Origin of the sequence: Ulvibacterium sp., assembly GCF_965228935.1 — a bacterium.
In the GTDB taxonomy this organism is placed as follows: domain Bacteria; phylum Bacteroidota; class Bacteroidia; order Flavobacteriales; family Flavobacteriaceae; genus Ulvibacterium.
Genome location: NZ_OZ245846.1, coordinates 5400760 through 5423374, shown reverse-complemented (window position 1 = coordinate 5423374; position 22615 = coordinate 5400760). Strand labels below are relative to the sequence as shown.

The following is a 22615-nucleotide window of genomic DNA, read 5'->3' as shown; positions in this document are numbered from 1 at the left end:
AACTAAAACTAGTGCAAACATGGATGCAAAGAACAGTCATATCAATTATGTGGAGTTCAAAGCGAAAGACCTAGAGGAAACCAAGGAATTCTACAAGGCCTCTTTTGACTGGACTTTTAAGGATTATGGGCCCACCTATACGGCTTTTTCAGATAGCGGGCTTGAGGGTGGCTTTGAAAAAACGGATACCGCCATTGTAAATGGGGCATTGGTCGTTCTGTACCATAGCAATCTCGATCTTATAAAGAGTAGGATTATGGAAGCCGGGGGAAAAATCACAAAAGATATTTTTTCCTTTCCGGGAGGTCGTAGATTCCATTTCGCCGACCCATCCGAAAATGAGTTGGCTGTTTGGTCCGATAAATAATTGTATTAAACCGCCCGTTGTACCACTTCAAAAACACGGTTGCTATCGCATTTAAGGGTTTTTGACGGAAATTTCAAGATCAAGGCATAATCATGGGTGGCCATCAGTATGGTCCGCCCGGATTTGTTAATGTCCTGCAGCACCTTCATAACCTCTACACTGGTCTGGGGATCCAGGTTTCCTGTCGGTTCGTCCGCTAGGATAAGTTCCGGATCATTGAGTAGGGCACGGGCAATGGCGATGCGTTGTTGTTCCCCTCCTGAAATTTCATGTGGAAATTTAAACCCTTTGGTCTTCATACCCACCTTGTCCAAGACCTCTTCGATCTGCTTGTCCATTTTTACCGGATCCTTCCAGCCTGTGGCCTTAAGCACAAAAAGTAGATTATTTTTGATATTCCTATCGGGCAACAATTTAAAATCCTGGAAAACGATGCCCAATCTTCTGCGTAAAAAGGGGATATCCTTTTCCTTGAGCAACCTCAGGTCGTAACCCACTATGGTTCCATCGCCCTGTCGAAGTGGAATATCGGCATATAGGGTCTTCATAAAACTGCTTTTTCCGCTTCCCGTCTTTCCGATAAGGTATACGAATTCCCCTTTATGGACCTTCAGGTTCACTTCGGTCAAGATCATAATTTCCTTTTGGAAAATAGTGGCCTCATTCAATTCCAGGATTGTTTCCGGCATTTTGTCTGCGTTAATGGGTTATCGGATCGGGATTGGATTACATGGATGTTCCTTTAATTCTCCCAATTCGTACTCGGAACTTTTATAGGGTACTCCCTTTGTTGATATAAAAGTAATAAGTTCCCGTGGAAAAGGAATACATCGTTTTTAAAAATCTTTTTCTTTGAAGGTTAGGATATACTTAGGAACGATATTTGTCGTTACTGTATATAACATCCGGTTATCGATAAATAGTTAGAACACTATGTTGAAAAAAAATACCGCCTTTCTCCCCATTTTTCTGGGGATGTTTTGTTTGGGATTCGCCCAGGAGACCAAAATCTACACCCACGACAAAAAGGATTATCAAGATGCCCTGGCCCTGTACAACAACGAGCAGTACCAAGCGGCCCAGACCATTTTTGCCAAGGTGAAGAACAGTACCCAGGATTTGGAGACCAAGGCCAACAGTGCCTATTACGAGGCCAATGCCGCGGTACGCCTAAACCAATATGGGGCGGATCGGCTTATGGAGGACTTTGTGGAAAAATATCCGACTTCTACCAAACGGAATTCCGCTTTCGCCGATGTGGCCGAATACTATTTTGAAACGGGAAAGTATCCCTACGCCTTGAAATGGTACAAGAAAGTCGATCAAAACGCACTTTCCCGAAACGAGATGGACAAGTTCAACTTTAACTATGGCTATTCCTTGTTTTCCTCCAAAAAGCCCAAAGAGGCGGAACGTTATTTAAGCAAGGTGGCCAATTCCCCGGTCTATTCGTCCCAGGCCAAATATTATTTGGGTTATATCTCCTATCAGCAGGACGATTATGAAACGGCCAATGAGCGTTTTGATCAAATTACGGACCAAGAGGTATTGGAAGAAAAGCTCTCCTACTATCAGGCGGATATGAACTTTAAATTGGGCAAGTTCGAGGAGGCCATTGCCTTAGCCAAGAAGCAACTGCCCAAATCCAACCGAAATGAGATTTCCGAACTCAACAAAATAATAGGGGAGAGCTATTTTAATTTGGGCCAGTATGCCAATGCAATTCCCTATTTGGAGGAATATAAGGGCAAACGTGGAAAATGGAACAATACGGATTATTATCTTCTGGGCTATTGTTATTACAAACAGGGTGATTTCGCCAACGCCATTCAGCAGTTCAACAAGATTATCGGGGGTACCAATAGTGTTTCCCAAAATGCTTATTATCATCTGGCCGAATGCTATCTGAATCTGGAAAAGAAACCTGAGGCGCTCAACGCTTTTAGAAATGCCTCCCAAATGGATTTTTCACCGGAGATTCAAAAGGATGCTTATTTGAACTATGCCCGGCTAAGCTATGAAATCGGGAATGCCTATGAACCTGTTCCACAAGTTATCTCCAATTACTTGGAACGCTACCCCAACGATGCGCATACTCAGGAAATGCAGGAGCTTTTGGTAGATTCCTACATCTCCTCGAAGAACTTTAGGGGTGCTATGGAGCTTTTGGAGAAGAACCGGAATTTTGCGAGCAAGACCACGTATCAGAAAGTGGCCTTCTATCTGGGAACGGAACTTTTTATTGATGGGGATTATGCGGCCGCCGCCGAAATTTTTGACAAATCTTTGAATGGTGCCGAGGATGCCCTGTTCGAGGCAAGGGCCAGTTATTGGAAGGCCGAATCGCTCTATCTGCTCAACCGCTTTGATGATGCTTTGGCAAGTTATCTACAATTTAAGCAAAACCCGAGTGCCAAGCTTACGGAAGAGTATGAGGATATGGACTATAATCTGGGTTATGCTTATTTTAAGTTGAAGGATTACGGGAATACCATATCCAGTTTTAATGCCTATGCCCAGTCCAGTCCTTCGGATACTCAAAAGCTGTATGATACCTATTTACGTCTGGGGGACAGTTATTTTGTGACCAGCAAATATTGGCCGGCCATAGAGACTTACAACAAGGCCTTAGCCTTGACCGGGCCGCAAAAGGACTATGCCGCCTATCATAAAGCCTTGAGTTATGGTTTTATCGGTCGTGGAAATACCAAAATCGAAGAGCTCAATTCCTTTGTGCGGAGATATCCAAATTCTACCTTAAAGGATGATGCCCTTTTTGAATTGGGCAATACCTATATCACATCGGGTGAAGAGCAAAAAGGGTTACAGAGCTATAATAGACTCATCAACGAGTATAGGGGAAGCTCTTTGGTTCCCCAGGCCATGATGCGGCAGGGTCTGGTACACTACAATGCCAACCGGAACGATCAGGCCTTGGGCAAATTCAAATCGGTCGTAAGGGATTATCCCAATACCCAAGAGGCCATTCAGGCAGTGGCCACGGCCAAATTGATCTATGTGGACATGGGTCGTGTGGACGAATATGCGGCATGGGTGGAGAACTTGGATTTTGTAGAGGTTACGGATTCCGAATTGGACAACGCCACTTTTGAATCCGCCAACAAACAAAACCTGGAGGGCAAAAAGGATGCAGCCATCAAAGGTTATGAAAAATATGTAAAACAGTTTCCCAATGGCTTACACGCGGTACGAGCAAATTTTAATCTAGCGCAACTTTACTTCGCCAAGGGAGAAAAAGAAAAAGCCCTTCCGTACTACATTTTTGTGGCGGATAAGGGCGGAAGCGAGTATGGTGAACAAGCATTGACGCGGGTATGCGAGATATATATCGGTGAAAAGGATTATGATAAGGCACTTCCCTATTTGGAACGGTTGGAAAATGTGGCGAACATTCAACAAAACCGAACATTTGCGCAATCCAATTTAATGAAGGGCTATTACGGCCAGAAGAATTACTCCAAAACTTTGGAATATGCGGATAAGGTATTGGCCAATGGCAATATTGACAATCGTATCAAAAGTGATGCACAGATTATGATAGCACGTTCCGCCATGGCCACAGGCAATGAAGCCAAGGCCGAATCCGCATACAAGGGCGTACTGAAAATTGCATCCGGTGCCACGGCTGCAGAGGCCCTATACTACGATGCCTACTTTAAAAATAAGTCCAGCGATTATGAGTCTTCCAATACGGCCGTACAAAAATTGGCGAAGGATTATGCGGCCTACAAGGAGTGGGGAGGTAAAGGGCTGATCATTATGGCCAAGAACTTTTATGCCCTGGATGATGCCTATCAAGCCACGTATATCTTGGACAGTGTAATCGCCAATTTTTCCCAATTCCCGGAAATCGTGACGGAGGCTCAAGGCGAGCTGGCCATTATAAAGGCCAAGGAAGCCCAAAGCAATTCTTCAATAAATACCGACGGCAATTAAGATGACCCAAGTTTCTAAGAGGAGAGAACACATGATACAAAAACAGATTACTACAAGCTTAATGCTATTCTTGGGAGTTTGCCTTGCCGTTTTTGGACAGGAAGAGGGCCAGGATGATATCGGAACCGAAACCGTGACCGTGACCAAAGCGTATACCCCTACTATTTCGGATGCCTTTAAGATCAAGTCCGTCCCCCTGTTCAATGATTCCATAGCACTTCAGAAAAAGGATATAACCTATAGTATCAACTCGGTTCCCGTGGCCTCTACCTTTACTCCGGCCAAGGGACAGGCATCAAGGGTAAAGAAGACCCCGCCACCGGTACTGTACAATTCCTATGCTTCTGCGGGCGGGGGCAACCCGGCCAATTTAATGGCCAAGTTTTATACCAGTAGGACCATTGACAGGGAGTCGGGATTTACCCTGGGTCTGGATCATAATTCTACCAGAGGCGATATAGATGGGGTAGTGTTGGACAATATTTATTCCGATACGGAGTTGGAAGCCGCTTATAAAAAAAGGGACCGTGATTTGGATTGGGGCGTGGACCTAGGGGTACAGCATCAACTCTACAATTGGTATGGGCTTCCCGTAGGTGTTTTTGATGAAGCTACGGTAAATGCAATTGACGAAAGGCAAAATTATTACATGGCCGAGGTATCCGGCCATGTTAATCTGGAAGATTCCTTTTTTCAGAATGCATCGTTGGAATATCGCCGATTTTGGGATGCTATAAAATCCGGGGAGAACAGGGCCGTTTTTAAAACAGGCTTTGAGTTTCCCCTAAACGAAGAGTCCCTTGGTATTAATGCCAAAGTCGATTACGTAAACGGAAGTTTTGAAAATGCCGATGTCAATAATACGGCTAATCTTAATGGGATAAACTATAGCCAATTCCAGGTGGGGATCAACCCCAGCTTGACCATGTTCCGGGACGATTTATCCTTAAACCTTGGTGTAAACTTGGTCTACGGATTGGATACGGAACGCAGTGATAGCAATTTTTATATCTATCCCGCTGTAACCGCCTCCTATCGTTTATTGGAGGAGGTGGCCATCGTTTATGGCGGTGTTGAGGGAGAGTTAAGACAGAACTCCTACTATGGTTTTGTAGAGGACAATCCTTTTGTTTCGCCTACCTTGACCATTGTTCCCACGGACAGGCAATACGATGCCTACTTGGGACTACGGGGACAATTATTGCCCAATTTGAGTTATAACATCAAAGGTTCCTATACGGCGGAGAACCGAAGGCCCTTGTTTACATTAAACCCGCAAAATACATTTAGGACCGATGAAAAAGGATATTACTATGGGAACTCTTTTGAGGTCTTTTATGATGATATAAAGACCATTGGCATATTTGGTGAATTGAATGTGGACGTAAACCGAAACTTTTCCTTGGGCATCAATGCGGAAGTATATGATTATGATACGGAAACCGACAATCCGGCTTGGAACCTTCCCAACCTACAAGGCTCACTTTTTCTGGATTATCAAATCGGGGAAAAATGGTATATGGGCGCCAATCTGTTCTATGTAGGTGAGCGGGAGGACTTTGCAACGGTAGCGGTTGAAAACGTGGAACCTTCGGATTTTCCGGCTACCATAATTACTCTGGATAGTTTCTTTGATGCCAATGCCCATGTGGGTCACCGATTAAATGACCAATTATCCGTTTTTGTTCGTGCCGCCAATATTGCCAATAATAATTACCAGCGATGGGCCAACTTTCCGGTCCAGGGTTTCCAGATTCTTGGGGGGGCTACCTATAAGTTCGATTTTTGATTCCCTTCTTTAGGCCTGTCATTTTTTGAGGAATGTGATTGTCTAAAGGTTTGCTAGACAGACATGAATGTAATATTGCGTTCAATATTTACGTTATTAGGTACGGATTTTTGCCCGAAACCTAATTTATGCCATTCAAAATAACTATAAAGTGTAAGCTGACAATTCTTTTTGTAGTAAGCTCTACTACCATTTTCGCCCAAAACCTAGTGGTAAATCCCAGTTTTGAACTTTTTAATGAGTGTCCCAAAACTCCCAGTAATATGACGGACGATGTAAGAAATTGGTCCGTACCTACCGAGGGTACAACGGATTATTTCAATGATTGTAGCAGTGCCATGGGCATCCCACAAAATTTCAATGGGGAACAAAACAGCGAGTTTGGCAATGGTTATGCCGGCTTTTATATGATGGCTCCCAACAACTATAGGGAATACCTACAAGGCAAATTATCAAGGACATTGACCAAGGGCAAAAAATATGCAATCAGCTTCTATATAAGCCTCGCGGACAGATCCAAATACGCCATTGGGGATATCGGCATTCTGTTCTCCAAAAAGAAAGTGAAAATACCTACCAGGGAAGCATTTAAAATAACGGAGCGGATAGGCAAGGCGAATTCATATAATTACACACATGTAACGAATAAGGGGTTTTATGCGGACAAAACCAAATGGATGCGGGTTTACAAGGAAATTGTGGCCGATGGTAACGAGAATTATTTGGTTATTGGAAATTTCAGGAATAACGCCGGTACCAAAATTATGGAGTTGAAAGGAACAAAGAAAGCAGCCTATTATTATTTGGATATGGTCTCCGTAGTTCCTTTAAACGATACACCATCCCACGATGATTTGAAATTGGATAAAACCTATGTTTTGGAAGACGTTTTGTTCCCTACGGACAAATATGAACTTAACACAAGGGCGAAGGAAAGTTTGGACGCACTTTATGGGGAACTTAAGGAAAATCCTTCCTTTTTTGTGACCGTCCATGCCCATACGGATAGTGACGGGTCGGATCAATATAACAAAACACTGTCCTCGAACAGGGCCAGGGCGGTTGCAAGATATTTGACTTCCCTAGGTCTTGAAGATCATAGAATACGGTGGAAGGGGCATGGAGGTGAAAAACCAGTAGCCGATAATACTACCGCTGAAGGAAAAAGAAGGAATAGACGCGCTGAATTTGTTATTTCAAAGACCGCCTTTGACGACAATACTTCGTTGACCGAGACCTTGTTCGAGGACTCCAAGGACTAATAGTAGGAATGGTTCAAATGCTTGCATGACGCAAACGACTCTAAAATAAGGTCATTTGCCGAGGTTTTCCCATATACGCCGGTTATTTTCATATTTTCGATAGGGCTATGAAATATGTAATTATATTCTGTTGTATGTTGGCCGCTGTGGGTGCTATCGCTCAAAACCTGATAAAAAATCCAAGTTTTGAGAACTATCTCCATTGCCCAGTGCGATTGGGTAATTTCAATGAGGATGTCCTATCCTGGTCTACACCGTCAAAAGGCTCCACGGACTATTTTAATGGTTGTAGTACGGCCATGGGTACGCCCAAAAATTTTAATGGGAATCAGCCTGCGGATTTTGGAACCGGTTATGCCGGATTTTATATGTATGCCCCGGAGGATTATCGGGAATACCTTCAAGCCGAGCTTACACAGACTTTGGAACTTGGGAAAAAGTATCGCGTTTCCTTTTATGTGAGCTTGGCGGAACAATCGGACTTTGCCGTAAAGGAATTCGGAGTATTGTTTTCCAAGGATAGATTGCAATCTGCAAGGAGAAAGGAGCTTTCAAAAGCAGTATTGTATAAGAACAAGGAAAACAAATATCGTACTTTGCAAATCTCCCATACTGATTTTTACTCGGATACCCAGGGCTGGGTCTTGGTGCAAATGGAGTTTACGGGCAGGGGATGGGAGAGTTTTATGACCGTGGGGAACTTTGAGAACAATGCCCGCACTAGGTTATTTAAGACCAAACGCTATGCCAAGAAGGGAGCCTACTACTATATAGATATGTTCAAGGTGGAGTCCGTTGAAGAAATGGATAGGGAATACCATCCCCTGGAAAACGACCTCGAGGATGAAATGGAAGGTATCGCATTAGATCAAATCCATATCTTTAAAAATGTACTTTTTGAATTTGATGGGTCACAATTATTGGACAACGAGAAAACCGAAGTACGGAAAATTTTCCAATATCTAGCGGACGATACCTCCCTCAAAATACAAATTCACGGGCATACGGATTCTATAGGCTCCTTAGCCTACAATCGGCACCTATCCCAAGAAAGGGCAAGATCCGTAGCGGACTATCTCGTACATCTGGGATTATCCAGGGAAAGAATCCTGTGGCACGGACATGGTGGTACAAAACCTGTTGCCGACAATACGACCGAAACGGGGCGCGGACAAAACAGACGGGTAGAGTTCGTAATTTCGAAGCAAGAATAATCGCATATGCGTTTGTATTTGGTTGTAATCTCCGTACTTTGTATGAAATCAGGAGATAGTCATGGATACAAGACTGGCCGTATTGATAGATGGAGATAACGCACCTGCCGGGTACGTAAAGGAAATGATGGAGGAAATCGCTAAGTACGGAAACCCCACGATCAAACGAATTTATGGGGATTGGACCAATCCCCGCTTGGGGAAATGGAAGAACGTTCTTCTTGAAAATGCCATTACCCCAATTCAGCAATATGGTTACACCACTGGAAAGAACGCGACGGATTCCGCCATGATAATCGATGCCATGGATATTTTATATTCAGGCAAAGTAGACGGGTTTTGTCTGGTAAGCAGCGATAGCGATTTTACGCGTTTGGCCACTAGGCTTCGTGAAGCCGGAATGCAAGTATTTGGAATCGGGGAGAAGAAAACGCCCGATCCCTTTATCGTAGCCTGTGATCGTTTCATTTATCTCGAAATCTTAAAGAATCGATCCGAAGAAGATACCTTGGATACCAGTGCCCGGAAGACCAAAACGAAAAGTAATCTGGATAAAATCGGGCCCAAGGTAATCAAACTAATTTCTACCACTATAGATGATGTGGCCGATGATGACGGATGGTCCTTTTTGGGGGACGTAGGCAGCCTGCTCCAAAAAAAACAGCCCAATTTCGATTCCCGTAACTACGGTTTTCAGAAACTGACCCCGTTAATCGCCTCATTGCCCGGTTTTGAGGTAGAGCGGCGTGAGGATTCGCGAGGGAAAAAGAAATTAATTTATGTGAAGATCAAGGAAAAAACAAGATCTGGTAAATCATAAAGAACAAATTTATTTTTATACATTTAACAGTACGAAGTGCAACCCTTTAAAATAGTACAAATGAAAAATCAATTTAACCTCGTCCGAGGAATTTTTGGTATGCTGGCCTTTCTGTCATTCAGTTTTTGTTTTGTCCTACATGCTACCGTACCTTCTAAGGGAACTATTGTTTTAAAAGGGAAATCCATTACGGTTGGTGACAATTTGGTAGGAGGCTGGGAATATACCGCCCTAGGTGCTCCAGAAGGCTACGACAAAGGTCTTATATTGATTGTTGGGCAAGATGGCCAATATCAGGTTCAAGTACAGACCGGTATGGGAACTTTCGTCGGCGAGAACGTCACTGTAAAAAAGAACACCATAAGTTTCACCTTAATGATCGAAGGAGGGCTGGTTACGGTTAACTTGACCGCTGAAGGAAGCAAAATGTCCGGAAAAAGTTCTTCACCGGAAGGAGATTACGTTATAGAGGGTGTAAAGAGTATTTCGCCTGAGTAAACCTATTTTCATTCCTATCCAAGCACAATAGAATAAGCCCTAACCTTCCTTTTCCTACGAAAGGTATTTGATTAAAATTTGATTCCCCTTGAATGGTTCAGGTCTCTACCTGAATAGGTATCCGTTTTTTACCTTGGTTAAAACGTAGCGAGCGTTATGAGAAAATTGATATGGTTATTGGTATTAATGTTACCCAGTTGCGAACTGCTCAAGGAAAAGGTGGATTTTGTAATCTTGAACGCCAATGTGTATAAGGTCGATAACGACTTTTCCAAGGCAGAGGCATTTGCCGTCAATGAAGGAAAATTTGTGGCAATTGGGGGTACGGAGGAAATCCAAGGCAAATATTCCTCGGAAGTAATCATAGATGCCGATGGACGTACAATTGTTCCAGGACTAATAGATGCCCATTGTCATTTTTATGGCCTCGGACTGAATCAACAGGTGATCGATTTATCGGGGACCAAAAGTTATGAGGAGGTTTTGGAACGTGTATCGGTATTTCAAAATGCAAATCCCAAGGATTTTATTTTGGGCAGGGGTTGGGACCAGAACGATTGGGAGGTCAAGGAATTTCCGACCAGGAAGCAACTGGATAGCCTATTTCCGAACACTCCGGTTGCTCTTAGAAGGATAGATGGCCATGCTTTGTTGGTCAACCAAAAAGCGCTGAACATGGCCGGAATTGACTGGAGAACCCAAGTGGATGGGGGAGAGATTGTTAAAAAATGGGATAACGAAATTCAAGGTATTACCGGTGTTTTGATCGACAACCCCATGCGTCTTATCGATGCAATAGTCCCGCCACCGACCTTGGAAACGAAGATCCAGGCGTTAAAGGATGCCCAACAGATTTGTTTTACCAATGGCCTTACCACTGTAAACGATGCTGGTCTTGATCGTGAAATTATAGAGCTCATAGATAGTCTGCAACAGACCGGGGAACTTTCCATTCGTATTTATGCCATGGTAAGTAATACGAAGGAAAACCTGGATCACTATTTGTATCGGACACCTTTTAAGACCGATAGGCTAAATGTTCGCTCCGTAAAAGTATATGCGGACGGAGCATTGGGTTCGCGGGGAGCCGTTTTAAAACAGCCCTATTCGGATTTACCCGGGCATTATGGTGCTATGGTGACCCCGGTAGGGGAAATTGAGGATCTGGCGAGACGAATCGCCATTTCGGAATATCAAATGAACACACATGCCATAGGTGACTCGGCCAACGCCGTAGTACTTAGATCCTACAAGAAGTTTCTCCAAGGAGAAGAGGACAGGCGTTGGAAAATAGAGCATGCCCAAGTTCTGGATTCCATGGATTTTGATTACTTCAAGGAGGGCATCATTCCTTCCGTGCAACCCACCCATGCCACAAGTGACATGTACTGGGCCGAGGAGCGTTTGGGTAAGGAACGTATTCATGGGGCCTATGCGTTCAAAACCTTGTTGAACAAATCCGGAAGGGTGGCTTTGGGCACCGACTTTCCCGTAGAGGAAGTGAATCCCTTCCTGACCTTTTACGCAGCGGTGACCCGTAAAGACCTTAACGATTACCCCGAAGGAGGTTTTCAGATCCAGGAAGCCCTTTCCAGGGAAGAAGCTTTGCGCGGAATGACCATCTGGGCGGCATACTCCAATTTTGAAGAAAAGGAAAAGGGAAGTATAGAAGTTGGAAAGTTTGCCGATTTTGTAATTCTTAGTGATGATATCATGAAGATTCCGCTGGAACAAATTCCAAATCTTAGGGCTGAGCAGACTTTTATAGGTGGAAAGATAGCAGAGTAAAACTATTAATTTGGCCCCATGACGTGATAAAAATATACGTTATAAGTGATAACATACGGATTCCATCAACAAAAAAACCCGGAGAAAAAAACTCCGGGTTCCGTATGAAGTATAAAAAATCTTAAAGCGTTATTGGTACCGCCACTCGGGTCTTATCCCAGCCCATGACCATATGGGCCCCATTGTCCACTTCCTTAAAGGCAATGGAAAAGGCATCCAAGGAGGAACTGTCCGAACCTGCGGATACGGTAATCCTGGCTACGTCGGCAGATTCGTCATAGGAATAAGCACCCCATTGATTCAGGTTGCTATTAAGTACAACGGTCCATTGGTCCTTACCAGGAATGGTGAACAAAGCATATGTGCCGGCGGAAATAGCCTTATCGCCAAAAGTCACATCCTTATAAAAGGTGATTTCCGCAGCCTCATTGGCACCGGTACGCCAAACTTTTCCCGCCGGGGCCAGTTCGGACAAAGAACGACCCTTTAACTGTGGACGGCTATAAATGATTCGCACGGCTTTATCCGAAACCCTATAACTGGAAGGGAAGGCGGCCATATCCATAGGGCTTTTATCCAGTCCATCAAATTTCTGGGCCGAAACCTCGATAGTAAATACAATTGCCAATATTAAAATGGCAAAAGAGCATAATTTTTTCATGTTCGTTTTTGTTTTTAGTGTGCTCAAAGCTAGTTAGTAATCCAATTGTAGACTTATAAAAAGTCGTTAAAATTTAGGCAACTTACAGAGCGTTCCATTTTTCTTCAATATCGCCAATTATAGTTACATTATTTGTATAAATTACGAATAATAATATTAAATAGTAATATAAAGTAGATTTATTGTTTTTTTTGGAAATATTATCTACATCTTTGCCTTTAAATTGATAGAATTTAATTGATATGTGTGGAATTGTTTGTGCATTCGATGCTAAGGAAAGTACCGAGGTATTGAGACCCCAACTTTTGGAAATGTCCAAAAAAGTAAGGCATAGGGGGCCGGATTGGAGTGGTATCTATTCGGATGATAAGGCTATTTTGGCCCATGAAAGATTGGCCATTGTAGACCCGGTTTCAGGGAAGCAGCCCCTGTTCAGTGCCGATGGCAAGCTAATCTTGGCCGCTAATGGAGAAATATATAACCATAGGGAATTACGAAAACAGTTTGAAGGGAAGTATGATTTCCAGACCCAATCCGATTGTGAGATTATTTTGGCTTTGTACCAAAAAAAGGGTGCCGACTTTTTGGATGAAATGAACGGTATTTTCGGTTTTGCCATTTATGATGCCACGAAGGACGAGTATTTTGTGGCTAGGGACCATATGGGCATTATTCCATTATATATGGGTTGGGACCAGAACGGGACCTTTTATGTGGCGTCCGAGTTAAAGGCCTTGGAAGGTACATGTACCAAAATAGAACTTTTTCCTCCCGGTCATTATTTGCATAGCAGGGATGGGGAACTAAAAAGATGGTATACCCGAGATTGGATGGAGTACGAAGCGGTCAAGGAAAATGAGACCAGTATCAAGGAAATCAGAGAAGCTTTGGAGGCAGCGGTCCATCGTCAGTTGATGTCGGATGTTCCATACGGGGTACTACTGTCCGGTGGTTTGGATTCCTCTGTCACTTCGGCCGTTGCCAAAAAATATGCCCAAAAAAGAATAGAGTCGGACGATACTACGGACGCTTGGTGGCCCCAATTGCATTCGTTCTCGGTGGGATTGGAAGGTTCCCCCGATTTGGCGGCCGCCCAAAAGGTAGCGGATCATATCGGAACGGTGCATCATGAAATAAAGTTTACGATTCAAGAAGGATTGGATGCCATTAAGGATGTCATCTACAATTTGGAAACGTACGATATTACTACCATTCGGGCCTCCACACCCATGTATCTTATGGCAAGGGTTATAAAATCCATGGGAATTAAAATGGTATTGTCCGGTGAGGGTGCCGATGAGCTTTTTGGCGGTTACCTGTACTTTCACAAGGCACCGAGCCCCAAAGATTTTCACGAAGAAACCGTTCGGAAACTGGACAAACTTCATATGTATGACTGTCTCAGGGCCAACAAGTCCTTGGCTGCTTGGGGTATCGAAGGACGCGTACCATTTTTGGACAAGGAGTTCATGGATGTAGCCATGCGCATCAACCCCAAGGATAAGATGATCAATGGGGAACGCATGGAAAAATGGGTGGTTCGTAAAGCCTTCGAGGATTATTTGCCCGAAAGTGTGGCATGGAGACAAAAAGAGCAGTTTTCCGATGGGGTTGGGTATAGTTGGATCGATACCTTAAAGGAACTGGTGGAGGAAAAAGTTTCAGATGAGCAATTGACCAATGCCAAGTTCCGATTCCCGTTACAGACCCCGACGACAAAGGAGGAGTTTTATTACCGTTCCATTTTTGAAGGACATTTCCCCTCGGACGCCGCAGCATTGTGTGTTCCGCAGGAACCCTCAGTTGCTTGTAGTACCAAGATCGCCTTGGAATGGGATGAGGCATTTAAGAATATGAACGACCCCTCTGGAAGGGCAGTAGCCAATGTACATGACGACGCTTATATAAAATGAAATTTATGGAATTCCTCGCCTAAGGAAGCTGTTGACGGTCTTTGATCGAACGTATGGTTTTTGATCATGGATCCAACAAACACAGCTCTGTTTTGCCCATCAGCCGTGATTGGGGCTCAGTTTTTTATTTTAATTAGTCCTTAACCCCGCCATTCCGGGCGGGGTTTTGTTGCAAGGCCAAGTTTGAAAAAAGGTGTTGGCCGAATTGACCCTGGGAGGGTGTCATTTTTGCGAGAAAAAAGGAAATTAGCCAACATCATTTTTGATTTTTGGAATCCCTGTTTTTCAATAAAAAATCAGTCTAAAGAATAAGGCTGAAAACACTAATATTTTCCACAATTTTTGTTGATAACTTAGAAGCTTTAAAGGGAGTAAAACACTATATTTTATAGGGTTTTCCGTATATTTGTAGGATTGTAAAAATTGAATGGGACCAAGCCTTTTGAAAAAGTAAATATCTACTGATTTTCATGGGCGCCCAATGGATATTGGGAAGGTGAAAACAACTTTTAAATTCTATGAGCGAAGAAACAGAAAAAAGGAATTATTCGGCGGATAGTATTCAAGCCCTTGAGGGGATGGAGCACGTACGTATGCGTCCATCCATGTACATTGGTGATGTAGGTGTTAGGGGATTGCATCACTTGGTTTATGAGGTGGTGGACAACTCTATAGATGAAGCCATGGGAGGACACTGTGATACGATCAGTGTTACCATAAACAAGGACAATTCCATAACGGTAAGGGATAATGGTAGGGGAATTCCCGTGGATCTTCACAAAAAGGAAGGCGTTTCGGCCTTGGAAGTGGTCATGACCAAAATCGGGGCCGGTGGAAAATTCGACAAGGATTCCTATAAGGTCTCAGGAGGTCTACACGGTGTAGGGGTTTCGGTCGTTAACGCACTATCCAATCATTTGAAGGCCACCGTATATAGGGATGGCAAGATATGGGAACAGGAATACGAAAGGGGGAAAACACTGTATCCCGTTAAAAGTGTGGGGGAAACAAAGGAAAGGGGCACCTTGGTCACTTTTCATCCGGATGAAACCATATTTACCCAGACCATAGAATTCAGCTATGAAACCTTGGCAAATAGGATGCGGGAGCTTTCGTATCTGAACAAGGGTGTGACCATAAGCATAACGGACGAACGTCAGAAAGGCGAGGATGGCGAATTTCTTTCGGAAACCTTTTATTCCGATGAAGGACTACGGGAATTTGTACGTTTTTTGGATGGGAACCGAGAGGCCTTGATTCAAAATGTCATCGCCATGGAGGGTGAGAAGAACGACATTCCCGTTGAGGTCGCCATGATCTATAATACCAGTTATACCGAGAATTTGCATTCCTACGTGAACAATATAAATACCCATGAAGGAGGAACCCACTTATCGGGATTCAGAAGGGGACTTACGACTACGCTGAAAAAGTACGCGGATGCCTCCGGAATGCTGGATAAGCTAAAATTTGAGGTTCAAGGCGATGATTTTAGGGAAGGATTAACGGCCATAGTTTCAGTCAAGGTGGCGGAACCCCAGTTTGAGGGGCAGACCAAGACCAAACTGGGCAACAGGGAAGTGTCCTCAGCGGTTTCCCAAGCCGTTTCCGAAATGTTGACCAACTACTTGGAAGAACATCCGGATGATGCCAAAATGATCGTTCAGAAGGTGATTCTAGCTGCCCAAGCCCGGCATGCAGCGACCAAGGCCCGGGAAATGGTACAACGTAAGTCGCCCATGAGCATCGGAGGATTACCGGGAAAATTGGCAGATTGCTCCGAACAAGACCCCGCTAAATGCGAGCTGTTCCTTGTTGAGGGGGACTCTGCCGGCGGAACGGCCAAAATGGGTAGGGAACGTAGTTTCCAAGCTATTTTGCCGCTTAGGGGAAAGATTTTGAATGTTGAGAAGGCCATGCAACATAAGGTTTTTGAAAACGAGGAGATCAAGAACATCTATACGGCCCTTGGGGTTACCATTGGTACCGAAGAGGACAGCAAGGCCTTGAACCTGGAAAAATTGCGATATCACAAAATCGTTATTATGTGCGATGCGGATGTGGATGGTAGCCATATCGAAACCCTGATTCTTACCTTCTTTTTTCGCTATATGCGCGAATTGATCGAGGCAGGGCACGTATATATTGCCACTCCACCGCTGTATTTGGTCAAAAAAGGCAACAAGAAACAATATGCCTGGAACGATAAGGATCGTGATGACATTATAGAAAGTTTTGGTGGATCGGCTTCCGTACAGCGGTACAAAGGTCTCGGGGAAATGAACGCCGAACAGTTGGCGGATACTACCATGAACCCGGAGTTTAGGACCTTACGTCAGGTTACCATAGATAATGCCACGGAATCCGACCGTATTTTTTCCATGCTCATGGGTGATGAAGTACCTCCAAGACGGGAATTTATAGAGAAAAATGCCGTTTATGCGAACATTGATGCATAAGAATCGGCACTTCACAACAAAAACCCTGACAGATATGTCGGGGTTTTTTAGTTTTAGGGAAAAATCATACAATGAAAACTGTACTTTCCTTATTTCTTGTACTGTCCGGGTTTCAGGTAATCCTTGCGCAGTCCAATATCAATGATCTATTGTCCGCAGGTCTGGACGATGCCGAACGATATACGAACGACTATCTGGCCCCGGTTTCCGAAGGGGCAATGCACAGCATCTCCAATGGGTGGTACAACTCCGGAGAATCCAAACCCCTGGGCGGGTTCGAAATTTCAATTATTGGCAATGCTTCATCTTTCAAGAATAAGGATGATAAAAAATCATTTGTCTTGAACACGGCCGATTATGAAAACCTTCAGTTTGTGGATGGGGGTACGGAAAGGCCCGTTTCCACGGCTTTGGGTGATATAGAGGGTATTCGTGTCTTTGTAGAGGCGGAAATAGCCCCGGGCATAACGGAACGCGAAGAATTCGAATTGCCTTCCGGCCTTGCTTCCGAGGACATCAATTTCATTCCCTCGGCCTTTTTACAGGCAAGTGTGGGATTGTTTAAGGGAACGGAGATAAAAGCCCGCTTTTTTCCAAAGATCAATACAGATGATATCGCCGCAGGCTTATATGGTTTTGGACTACAGCATGAATTTACGAGTCATCTACCTGCGGAAAAACTATTTCCCTTGGCCATTTCCGGAGTAATCGGCTACACCCATTTGGATGCTACCTATGATTTTAGCAATACGGATATTATTGCCGGTCAAGACCAAAGGATAGATGTAGCTATGAATACTTGGGTTTTCCAGGCCATTGCCTCCACCAAACTTCCCGTTATCAACTTTTATGGTGGAATTGGCTATATGACCGGTAAATCCTCCACGGATGTATTAGGTACCTATATCGTACAATCCGGACCCTTTCAGCAGACCTATACCGATCCTTTTACGGTGGATCAGGACGCCAGTGGGGTACGGGCCAACATCGGGACAAAGTTGAAACTGGGATTCTTTAGATTGAATGTGGACTATACCTTGGCCGAATTCAATAACCTTACTTTGGGCATAAATTTTGGTTTTAGATAAGATACCATATGAAAAGACCGTTGGGGTTAATCGTTCGCCAACGGTCTTTTATTGTGTGTATCAACCTTCTATTTTTACTCCCTAATCGCAAAGGGGTTTCCGTTTATGTCTTCCAACATGCTTCCTTCCTCGGATTCGTTCAGGGTCACATGATCATCGGCTCTATCCAATCCGGGATAGGAAATAGTGTATATTCCATCATCCTGACTCCATCTAAAATCGGTTTTTACAGTAATCTTGCCATTTTCTATGGCATGGTATCTGCCGAGATAGGCATCATTAAAAATCCATTCCTCGCGGAAAGTCTGGTTTTGCGTTTTTTCTGTGGATATTTTTGTAACGTTGGACCAAATTCCAATAACTTGGTCGTTATTCTCGGCTATTCGGGAACAATTGCTAACGGAGATAATGGCAATGATTGCGAGAAATGAAAAGAACTTTTTCATTTTGTAGGTTTTCAGGTTCGGGTTTTGGTATATATGAGAACGCGTTATGGGCAATGGATATTGCTAAAATTCGATGTATGGCACCGTAATATGATTTTCTTCGTTGAACGGTCATTTTTTTTAACAATCTTATTTGTTTTTACGTGTTTTCAAGACGTCGGAAACAACTTGGATTAAACTGATTTTTGTCATTTTTTATCAAGGTATAATCCCTACTTTTGCACTGTTAAAAAACAACTATTAAATTATACGAATATGAAAGTTACCGTAGTAGGGGCAGGTGCCGTAGGTGCTAGTTGCGCGGAGTACATTGCCATAAAGGATTTTGCGTCTGAAGTAGTATTATTGGATATTAAGGAAGGGTATGCCGAAGGCAAGGCCATGGACTTAATGCAAACTGCTTCCCTAAATGGTTTTGATACCAAAATAACCGGTATAACCAACGATTACTCCAAAACTGCGGGAAGCGATATAGCGGTCATAACCTCGGGGGTACCCAGAAAACCGGGTATGACCCGTGAAGAACTTATTGGAATTAACGCAGGAATCGTTAAGACCGTTGCCTCCAGTCTGCTGGAGCATTCCCCTGACGCTATTTTAATTGTGGTCAGTAATCCTATGGATACCATGACCTATTTGGTGCATAAGACCACTGACCTTCCCAAGAACAGGATTATCGGAATGGGCGGCGCTTTGGATAGTGCACGGTTCAAATACAGGCTTGCAGAGGCTTTGGACGCCCCTATTTCCGATATAGACGGTATGGTGATTGGCGGTCATAGCGATACCGGAATGGTACCCCTGGCTTCGCATGCTACAAGAAATAGCATCAATGTTACCGAGTTTTTAACAGAGGAAAGGCTCTCACAGGTGGTAGAGGATACAAAGGTAGGAGGTGCTACCTTGACCAAATTATTGGGAACCAGTGCCTGGTACGCTCCGGGAGCAGCTGTTTCTAGCCTGGTACAGGCGATTGCTTGCGATCAAAAGAAAATGTTTCCTTGTTCCACCTATCTAGAAGGCGAATATGGCCTTGAAGACATTTGTATCGGAGTACCCGTACTATTGGGTAAAAATGGAATAGAGGAAATTGTAGATGTACCTTTGAGCGATGCCGAGAAGAACAAGATGAAGGAAAGCGCCGCAGGGGTCTCCAAGACCAATGGTTTATTGGAGTTATAAGGACATCCTTAGACCTAAAATAGATATAAAGCCTCCTACCGATTGTAACCGGTAGGAGGCTTTGGTTTTTACAATTACTCATAAATATATTGCCAAATCCTAGGGTAAATCATATATTTGCACGCTGTTACAAAATGCATTCATAAAACACTTAATCAATGCAAAATAAAGGACTTATAAAGCTTTTTGCTTTTTTGTTTGGACTGGTAAGCATCTACCAATTATCCTACACGTTCATAACCGGAAAGGTTGAAAAAGAAGCAGAAGTTTTTGCCGTGAACCAAATATCCGAGACTGAAGAAGATTACGTTACAAAACGTGAAGGGTTGGAGGCCAGATATTTGGATTCCATTGGCAACAACCCGATTCTGGGCTATACCTCGTATGATGATGCCAAGAAGAAAGAATTGAATAAGGGCTTGGACCTTAAGGGAGGTATAAACGTTACCCTGCAGATATCCGTAAAGGACATTTTAAAGGGATTGGCCAATAATACCAAAAACCCTATTTTCAATAAGGCCTTGGCCGATGCGGATGCTGCTTCCAAAAGTAGTGATGATACCTATCTGGAGTTGTTTTTTGATGCTTTTGACCAGATAAAAGGCGATACCCAACTGGCCTCTCCCGATATTTTTGCGAACAAAGGGTTGAGCGACGAAATCAATTTTCAAATGACCGACGATGAGGTAAAGCCGATTATCCGAAGGAAAATCGATGAATCCATTGTTTCGGCATTTGAAGTATTACGGGAAAGAATCGATGGTTTTGGCGTTACCCAGCCCAACATCCAACGAGAGGGTAATTCCGGTCGTATCTTGGTAGAACTGCCTGGGGCAAAGGATATTGCTAGGGCACAGGATCTTCTTTCCAGTACGGCCCAATTGGAGTTCTGGGAAACCTATAGCCCAAGCAATCAGAGTATTTCCCAATTTTTTATTTCCGCAAATGATCAATTGAAATCCTTGGTGGATACCACATCCGTAGAAGAACCCGTAAAGGAGGAGTCCGAATTGGATTCCCTTCTTTCCGACGTTGCGGAAGACTCATTGGATATTGCCAATCAAGTAAATCCGGTCTTCGATTTAATCGCCGGGCCGGGAAGTGGTTATGCCATTGCCAAGGTGGCGATAAAGGACACCGCAAAGTTTGGAGGCTATTTGCGAATGCCCGAAGTACGTAGATTGCTGCCCGCGGACATACGCTTCGCCAAATTTTTGTGGGAACGGCCCTCTGCCGAAAATGCGGAAGTAGTGGATTTATACGCACTTAAATCCAACCGTGATGCCATTCCAAGAATAAGCGGGGATGTTGTTAGCGATGCCCGGGATGATTTTGACCAATTTGGAAAACCCGCGGTTACCATGACCATGAATACCAAAGGGGCCAAGGAATGGGAAAAATTGACCGGGGACGCCTTTACGAATCAAACCGGTATTGCCATCGTCCTGGACAATAAAGTGTACACTGCTCCCGGGGTATCCTCAGGGCCTATTTCCGGAGGGCGTTCGGAAATTACGGGAACCTTTACCGTAAACGAAACCAAGGATATTGCCAATGTGTTACGGGCTGGAAAGTTGCCTGCATCCGCTGAGATTATTCAGTCGGAAATCGTAGGGCCTTCATTGGGACAGGAGGCCATAGACAGTGGTTTTATGTCCTTTATGATCGCCATGTCCATTGTTTTGGTATGGATGGTCTTCTACTATGGGAAAGCAGGGATATTTGCGGATATCGCCTTGTTGTTGAACATCCTTCTCATCTTTGGGGTACTTACCAGTTTGGGAGCGGTACTTACCTTACCCGGTATTGCGGGTATCGTACTGACCATAGGGATGTCTGTGGATGCCAATGTACTTATTTTTGAACGCGTTAAGGAAGAACTGGCCAAAGGTAAGGGCAAGGGAGAGGCTGTGGCCGACGGGTTCAGCAATGCATTGTCCTCCATTTTGGATGCCAATGTTACCACCGGTCTTACGGCCATTATATTGTTTGTTTTTGGTTCGGGTCCCATCAAGGGTTTTGCGACTACGCTTTTAATCGGTATTCTTACGTCCTTGTTCACCGCCATCTTCATTACCCGTTTATTGGTGGATTGGTATATAAGCGGTAAGGGCAGGACCTTGGATTTCTCCACCGCAATTACCAAAAATCTGTTTAAGAATATCAGCATAAACTTCTTGAGCAAACGGAAAATAGCCTATGTCATTTCCTTGATATTGGTAGGTATCGGTGTCTTTTCCCTAGTTACCCAAGGCCTTCAGCAAGGTGTTGATTTTGTCGGTGGTCGTTCTTACCAGATACGTTTTGAGCAGGCGGTAAACCCATCGGAAATTGCCTCTGAGCTTAACACGGTATTTGGAAGCGGTACCAATGTAAAAATCTTCGGGGAGTCCAACCAGATAAAGGTGACCACACCTTACAAGGTAGATGTGGAAGGAATTGAGGTGGACGATGAAATCCAGACCAAATTATATACCTCGTTACAAAAGTATTTGCCCGATGGTACCAGTATGGAGGATTTTAGGGTAGGCAGTGGTGAAAAATCCATTGGTATCCTGCAATCCATAAAAGTTGGCCCTACTATAGCGGATGACATAAAGAACAATGCCTTCCTTGCCATTATTGGCTCCCTGGCCGTGGTATTTTTATATATTTTACTTCGGTTTAGAAGATGGCAATTTTCCTTGGGCGCGGTGGTTGCGGTATTCCATGATGTAATGATCGTTCTCGGGGTGTTTTCCTTATTCGGAACGATCATGCCCTTTAATATGGAGATAGATCAGGCCTTTATCGCCGCGATATTAACCGTTATCGGTTATTCCTTGAACGATACAGTGGTGGTCTTTGACCGAATCCGGGAGATTATTGGTGAGCGGGGCTGGAAAGGCGGGGATAACATTAATTTGGCCGTAAACAGTACGTTAAGTCGAACATTGAATACATCGTTAACGACCTTGATCGTGTTATTGGCGATTTTCATCTTTGGTGGTGAATCGCTTCGTGGCTTTATGTTCGCCATGATAGTTGGGGTCATAGTCGGTACTTATTCCTCTGTTTTTATCGCAACACCCGTTATGTTCGATACCATACGGAAGAAAATAGCAAAACCAAAGGCCGAAAAGGCAATGGCCTAGCCTGCCTGCCGAACTTGTCGATAGATTTTAAAAAAGC

At 43.9% G+C, this 22615-nt stretch carries 16 protein-coding genes; 13 read left to right on the top strand and 3 right to left on the bottom strand.

Translation table 11 applies throughout. The features are described from left to right. Positions 1-19: 19 nt before the first annotated feature. On the top strand, positions 20-367 hold the full coding sequence (locus ACO06Y_RS22905) for a VOC family protein (protein WP_422081389.1): 348 nt from the start codon (positions 20-22) through the stop codon (positions 365-367). A 5-nt stretch (positions 368-372) separates the two neighbouring features. On the opposite strand, the gene ACO06Y_RS22900 is transcribed toward ACO06Y_RS22905, so the two are convergent. After that, positions 373-1056, bottom strand: a complete 684-nt coding sequence (locus ACO06Y_RS22900; protein WP_422081388.1) for a cell division ATP-binding protein FtsE — start codon at positions 1054-1056, stop codon at positions 373-375. A gap of 244 nt (positions 1057-1300) precedes the next feature. Here ACO06Y_RS22900 and ACO06Y_RS22895 point away from each other — a divergent pair, with 244 nt between their 5' ends. The 7 genes from ACO06Y_RS22895 (at position 1301) to ACO06Y_RS22865 (ending at position 11695) form a co-directional block, all read left to right on the top strand. Further along, positions 1301-4324: a tetratricopeptide repeat protein gene (locus ACO06Y_RS22895; RefSeq protein ID WP_422081387.1), complete on the top strand. Its 3024-nt coding sequence runs from the start codon at positions 1301-1303 to the stop codon at positions 4322-4324. Between the two features lie 31 nt (positions 4325-4355). Further along, positions 4356-6113 (top strand): TonB-dependent receptor, encoded by a 1758-nt coding sequence (locus ACO06Y_RS22890; RefSeq protein WP_422081386.1) that lies wholly within the window; start codon positions 4356-4358, stop codon positions 6111-6113. Between the two features lie 128 nt (positions 6114-6241). Continuing rightward, positions 6242-7375, top strand: coding sequence for an OmpA family protein (locus ACO06Y_RS22885; protein WP_422081385.1), 1134 nt, complete (start codon positions 6242-6244; stop codon positions 7373-7375). Between the two features lie 107 nt (positions 7376-7482). After that, positions 7483-8589 carry an OmpA family protein gene (locus tag ACO06Y_RS22880; RefSeq protein ID WP_422081384.1) on the top strand — a complete coding sequence of 369 codons (1107 nt, stop codon included), beginning with the start codon at positions 7483-7485 and terminating at the stop codon, positions 8587-8589. Positions 8590-8650: 61 nt separating this feature from the next. Beyond that, positions 8651-9409: an NYN domain-containing protein gene (locus ACO06Y_RS22875; protein WP_422081383.1), complete on the top strand. Its 759-nt coding sequence runs from the start codon at positions 8651-8653 to the stop codon at positions 9407-9409. 60 nt (positions 9410-9469) lie between these two features. Then, on the top strand, positions 9470-9907 hold the full coding sequence (locus ACO06Y_RS22870; RefSeq protein ID WP_422081382.1) for a hypothetical protein: 438 nt from the start codon (positions 9470-9472) through the stop codon (positions 9905-9907). A gap of 156 nt (positions 9908-10063) precedes the next feature. After that, the gene (locus ACO06Y_RS22865) at positions 10064-11695 is read left to right on the top strand and encodes an amidohydrolase (protein WP_422081381.1); all 1632 of its coding nucleotides are present in this window, start codon (positions 10064-10066) and stop codon (positions 11693-11695) included. Between the two features lie 121 nt (positions 11696-11816). Here the strand turns inward: ACO06Y_RS22865 and ACO06Y_RS22860 are convergent, their stop codons facing one another. Continuing rightward, positions 11817-12356, bottom strand: a complete 540-nt coding sequence (locus ACO06Y_RS22860) for a DUF2911 domain-containing protein (RefSeq protein ID WP_422081380.1) — start codon at positions 12354-12356, stop codon at positions 11817-11819. 242 nt (positions 12357-12598) lie between these two features. Here ACO06Y_RS22860 and asnB point away from each other — a divergent pair, with 242 nt between their 5' ends. The 3 genes from asnB (at position 12599) to ACO06Y_RS22845 (ending at position 17816) form a co-directional block, all read left to right on the top strand. After that, on the top strand, positions 12599-14269 hold the full coding sequence (asnB, locus tag ACO06Y_RS22855; protein ID WP_422081379.1) for an asparagine synthase B: 1671 nt from the start codon (positions 12599-12601) through the stop codon (positions 14267-14269). A 518-nt stretch (positions 14270-14787) separates the two neighbouring features. Further along, a complete protein-coding gene (gene gyrB / locus ACO06Y_RS22850) occupies positions 14788-16728 on the top strand; it encodes a DNA topoisomerase (ATP-hydrolyzing) subunit B (RefSeq protein ID WP_422081378.1) in 1941 nt (646 codons plus the stop codon). 71 nt (positions 16729-16799) lie between these two features. Beyond that, positions 16800-17816, top strand: a complete 1017-nt coding sequence (locus ACO06Y_RS22845) for a DUF6588 family protein (RefSeq protein ID WP_422081377.1) — start codon at positions 16800-16802, stop codon at positions 17814-17816. A gap of 74 nt (positions 17817-17890) precedes the next feature. Here the strand turns inward: ACO06Y_RS22845 and ACO06Y_RS22840 are convergent, their stop codons facing one another. Continuing rightward, a complete protein-coding gene (locus ACO06Y_RS22840; protein WP_422081376.1) occupies positions 17891-18262 on the bottom strand; it encodes a hypothetical protein in 372 nt (123 codons plus the stop codon). 255 nt (positions 18263-18517) lie between these two features. Here ACO06Y_RS22840 and mdh point away from each other — a divergent pair, with 255 nt between their 5' ends. Together mdh and secDF are read left to right on the top strand one after the other, a co-directional pair. Continuing rightward, positions 18518-19444 carry a malate dehydrogenase gene (gene mdh / locus ACO06Y_RS22835; RefSeq protein WP_422081375.1) on the top strand — a complete coding sequence of 309 codons (927 nt, stop codon included), beginning with the start codon at positions 18518-18520 and terminating at the stop codon, positions 19442-19444. Between the two features lie 158 nt (positions 19445-19602). Beyond that, positions 19603-22578, top strand: coding sequence for a protein translocase subunit SecDF (gene secDF / locus ACO06Y_RS22830; protein ID WP_422081374.1), 2976 nt, complete (start codon positions 19603-19605; stop codon positions 22576-22578). Positions 22579-22615: the final 37 nt, after the last annotated feature.

What these genes read in the sequence shown, in the direction of transcription:
- ACO06Y_RS22905 (WP_422081389.1), top strand. Translation starts at nt 20, where the DNA reads ATGGATGCAAAGAACAGTCATATCAATTATGTGGAGTTCAAAGCGAAA.
- ACO06Y_RS22900 (WP_422081388.1), bottom strand. Translation starts at nt 1,056, where the DNA reads ATGCCGGAAACAATCCTGGAATTGAATGAGGCCACTATTTTCCAAAAG.
- ACO06Y_RS22895 (WP_422081387.1), top strand. Translation starts at nt 1,301, where the DNA reads ATGTTGAAAAAAAATACCGCCTTTCTCCCCATTTTTCTGGGGATGTTT.
- ACO06Y_RS22890 (WP_422081386.1), top strand. Translation starts at nt 4,356, where the DNA reads ATGATACAAAAACAGATTACTACAAGCTTAATGCTATTCTTGGGAGTT.
- ACO06Y_RS22885 (WP_422081385.1), top strand. Translation starts at nt 6,242, where the DNA reads ATGCCATTCAAAATAACTATAAAGTGTAAGCTGACAATTCTTTTTGTA.
- ACO06Y_RS22880 (WP_422081384.1), top strand. Translation starts at nt 7,483, where the DNA reads ATGAAATATGTAATTATATTCTGTTGTATGTTGGCCGCTGTGGGTGCT.
- ACO06Y_RS22875 (WP_422081383.1), top strand. Translation starts at nt 8,651, where the DNA reads ATGGATACAAGACTGGCCGTATTGATAGATGGAGATAACGCACCTGCC.
- ACO06Y_RS22870 (WP_422081382.1), top strand. Translation starts at nt 9,470, where the DNA reads ATGAAAAATCAATTTAACCTCGTCCGAGGAATTTTTGGTATGCTGGCC.
- ACO06Y_RS22865 (WP_422081381.1), top strand. Translation starts at nt 10,064, where the DNA reads ATGAGAAAATTGATATGGTTATTGGTATTAATGTTACCCAGTTGCGAA.
- ACO06Y_RS22860 (WP_422081380.1), bottom strand. Translation starts at nt 12,356, where the DNA reads ATGAAAAAATTATGCTCTTTTGCCATTTTAATATTGGCAATTGTATTT.
- asnB (WP_422081379.1), top strand. Translation starts at nt 12,599, where the DNA reads ATGTGTGGAATTGTTTGTGCATTCGATGCTAAGGAAAGTACCGAGGTA.
- gyrB (WP_422081378.1), top strand. Translation starts at nt 14,788, where the DNA reads ATGAGCGAAGAAACAGAAAAAAGGAATTATTCGGCGGATAGTATTCAA.
- ACO06Y_RS22845 (WP_422081377.1), top strand. Translation starts at nt 16,800, where the DNA reads ATGAAAACTGTACTTTCCTTATTTCTTGTACTGTCCGGGTTTCAGGTA.
- ACO06Y_RS22840 (WP_422081376.1), bottom strand. Translation starts at nt 18,262, where the DNA reads ATGAAAAAGTTCTTTTCATTTCTCGCAATCATTGCCATTATCTCCGTT.
- mdh (WP_422081375.1), top strand. Translation starts at nt 18,518, where the DNA reads ATGAAAGTTACCGTAGTAGGGGCAGGTGCCGTAGGTGCTAGTTGCGCG.
- secDF (WP_422081374.1), top strand. Translation starts at nt 19,603, where the DNA reads ATGCAAAATAAAGGACTTATAAAGCTTTTTGCTTTTTTGTTTGGACTG.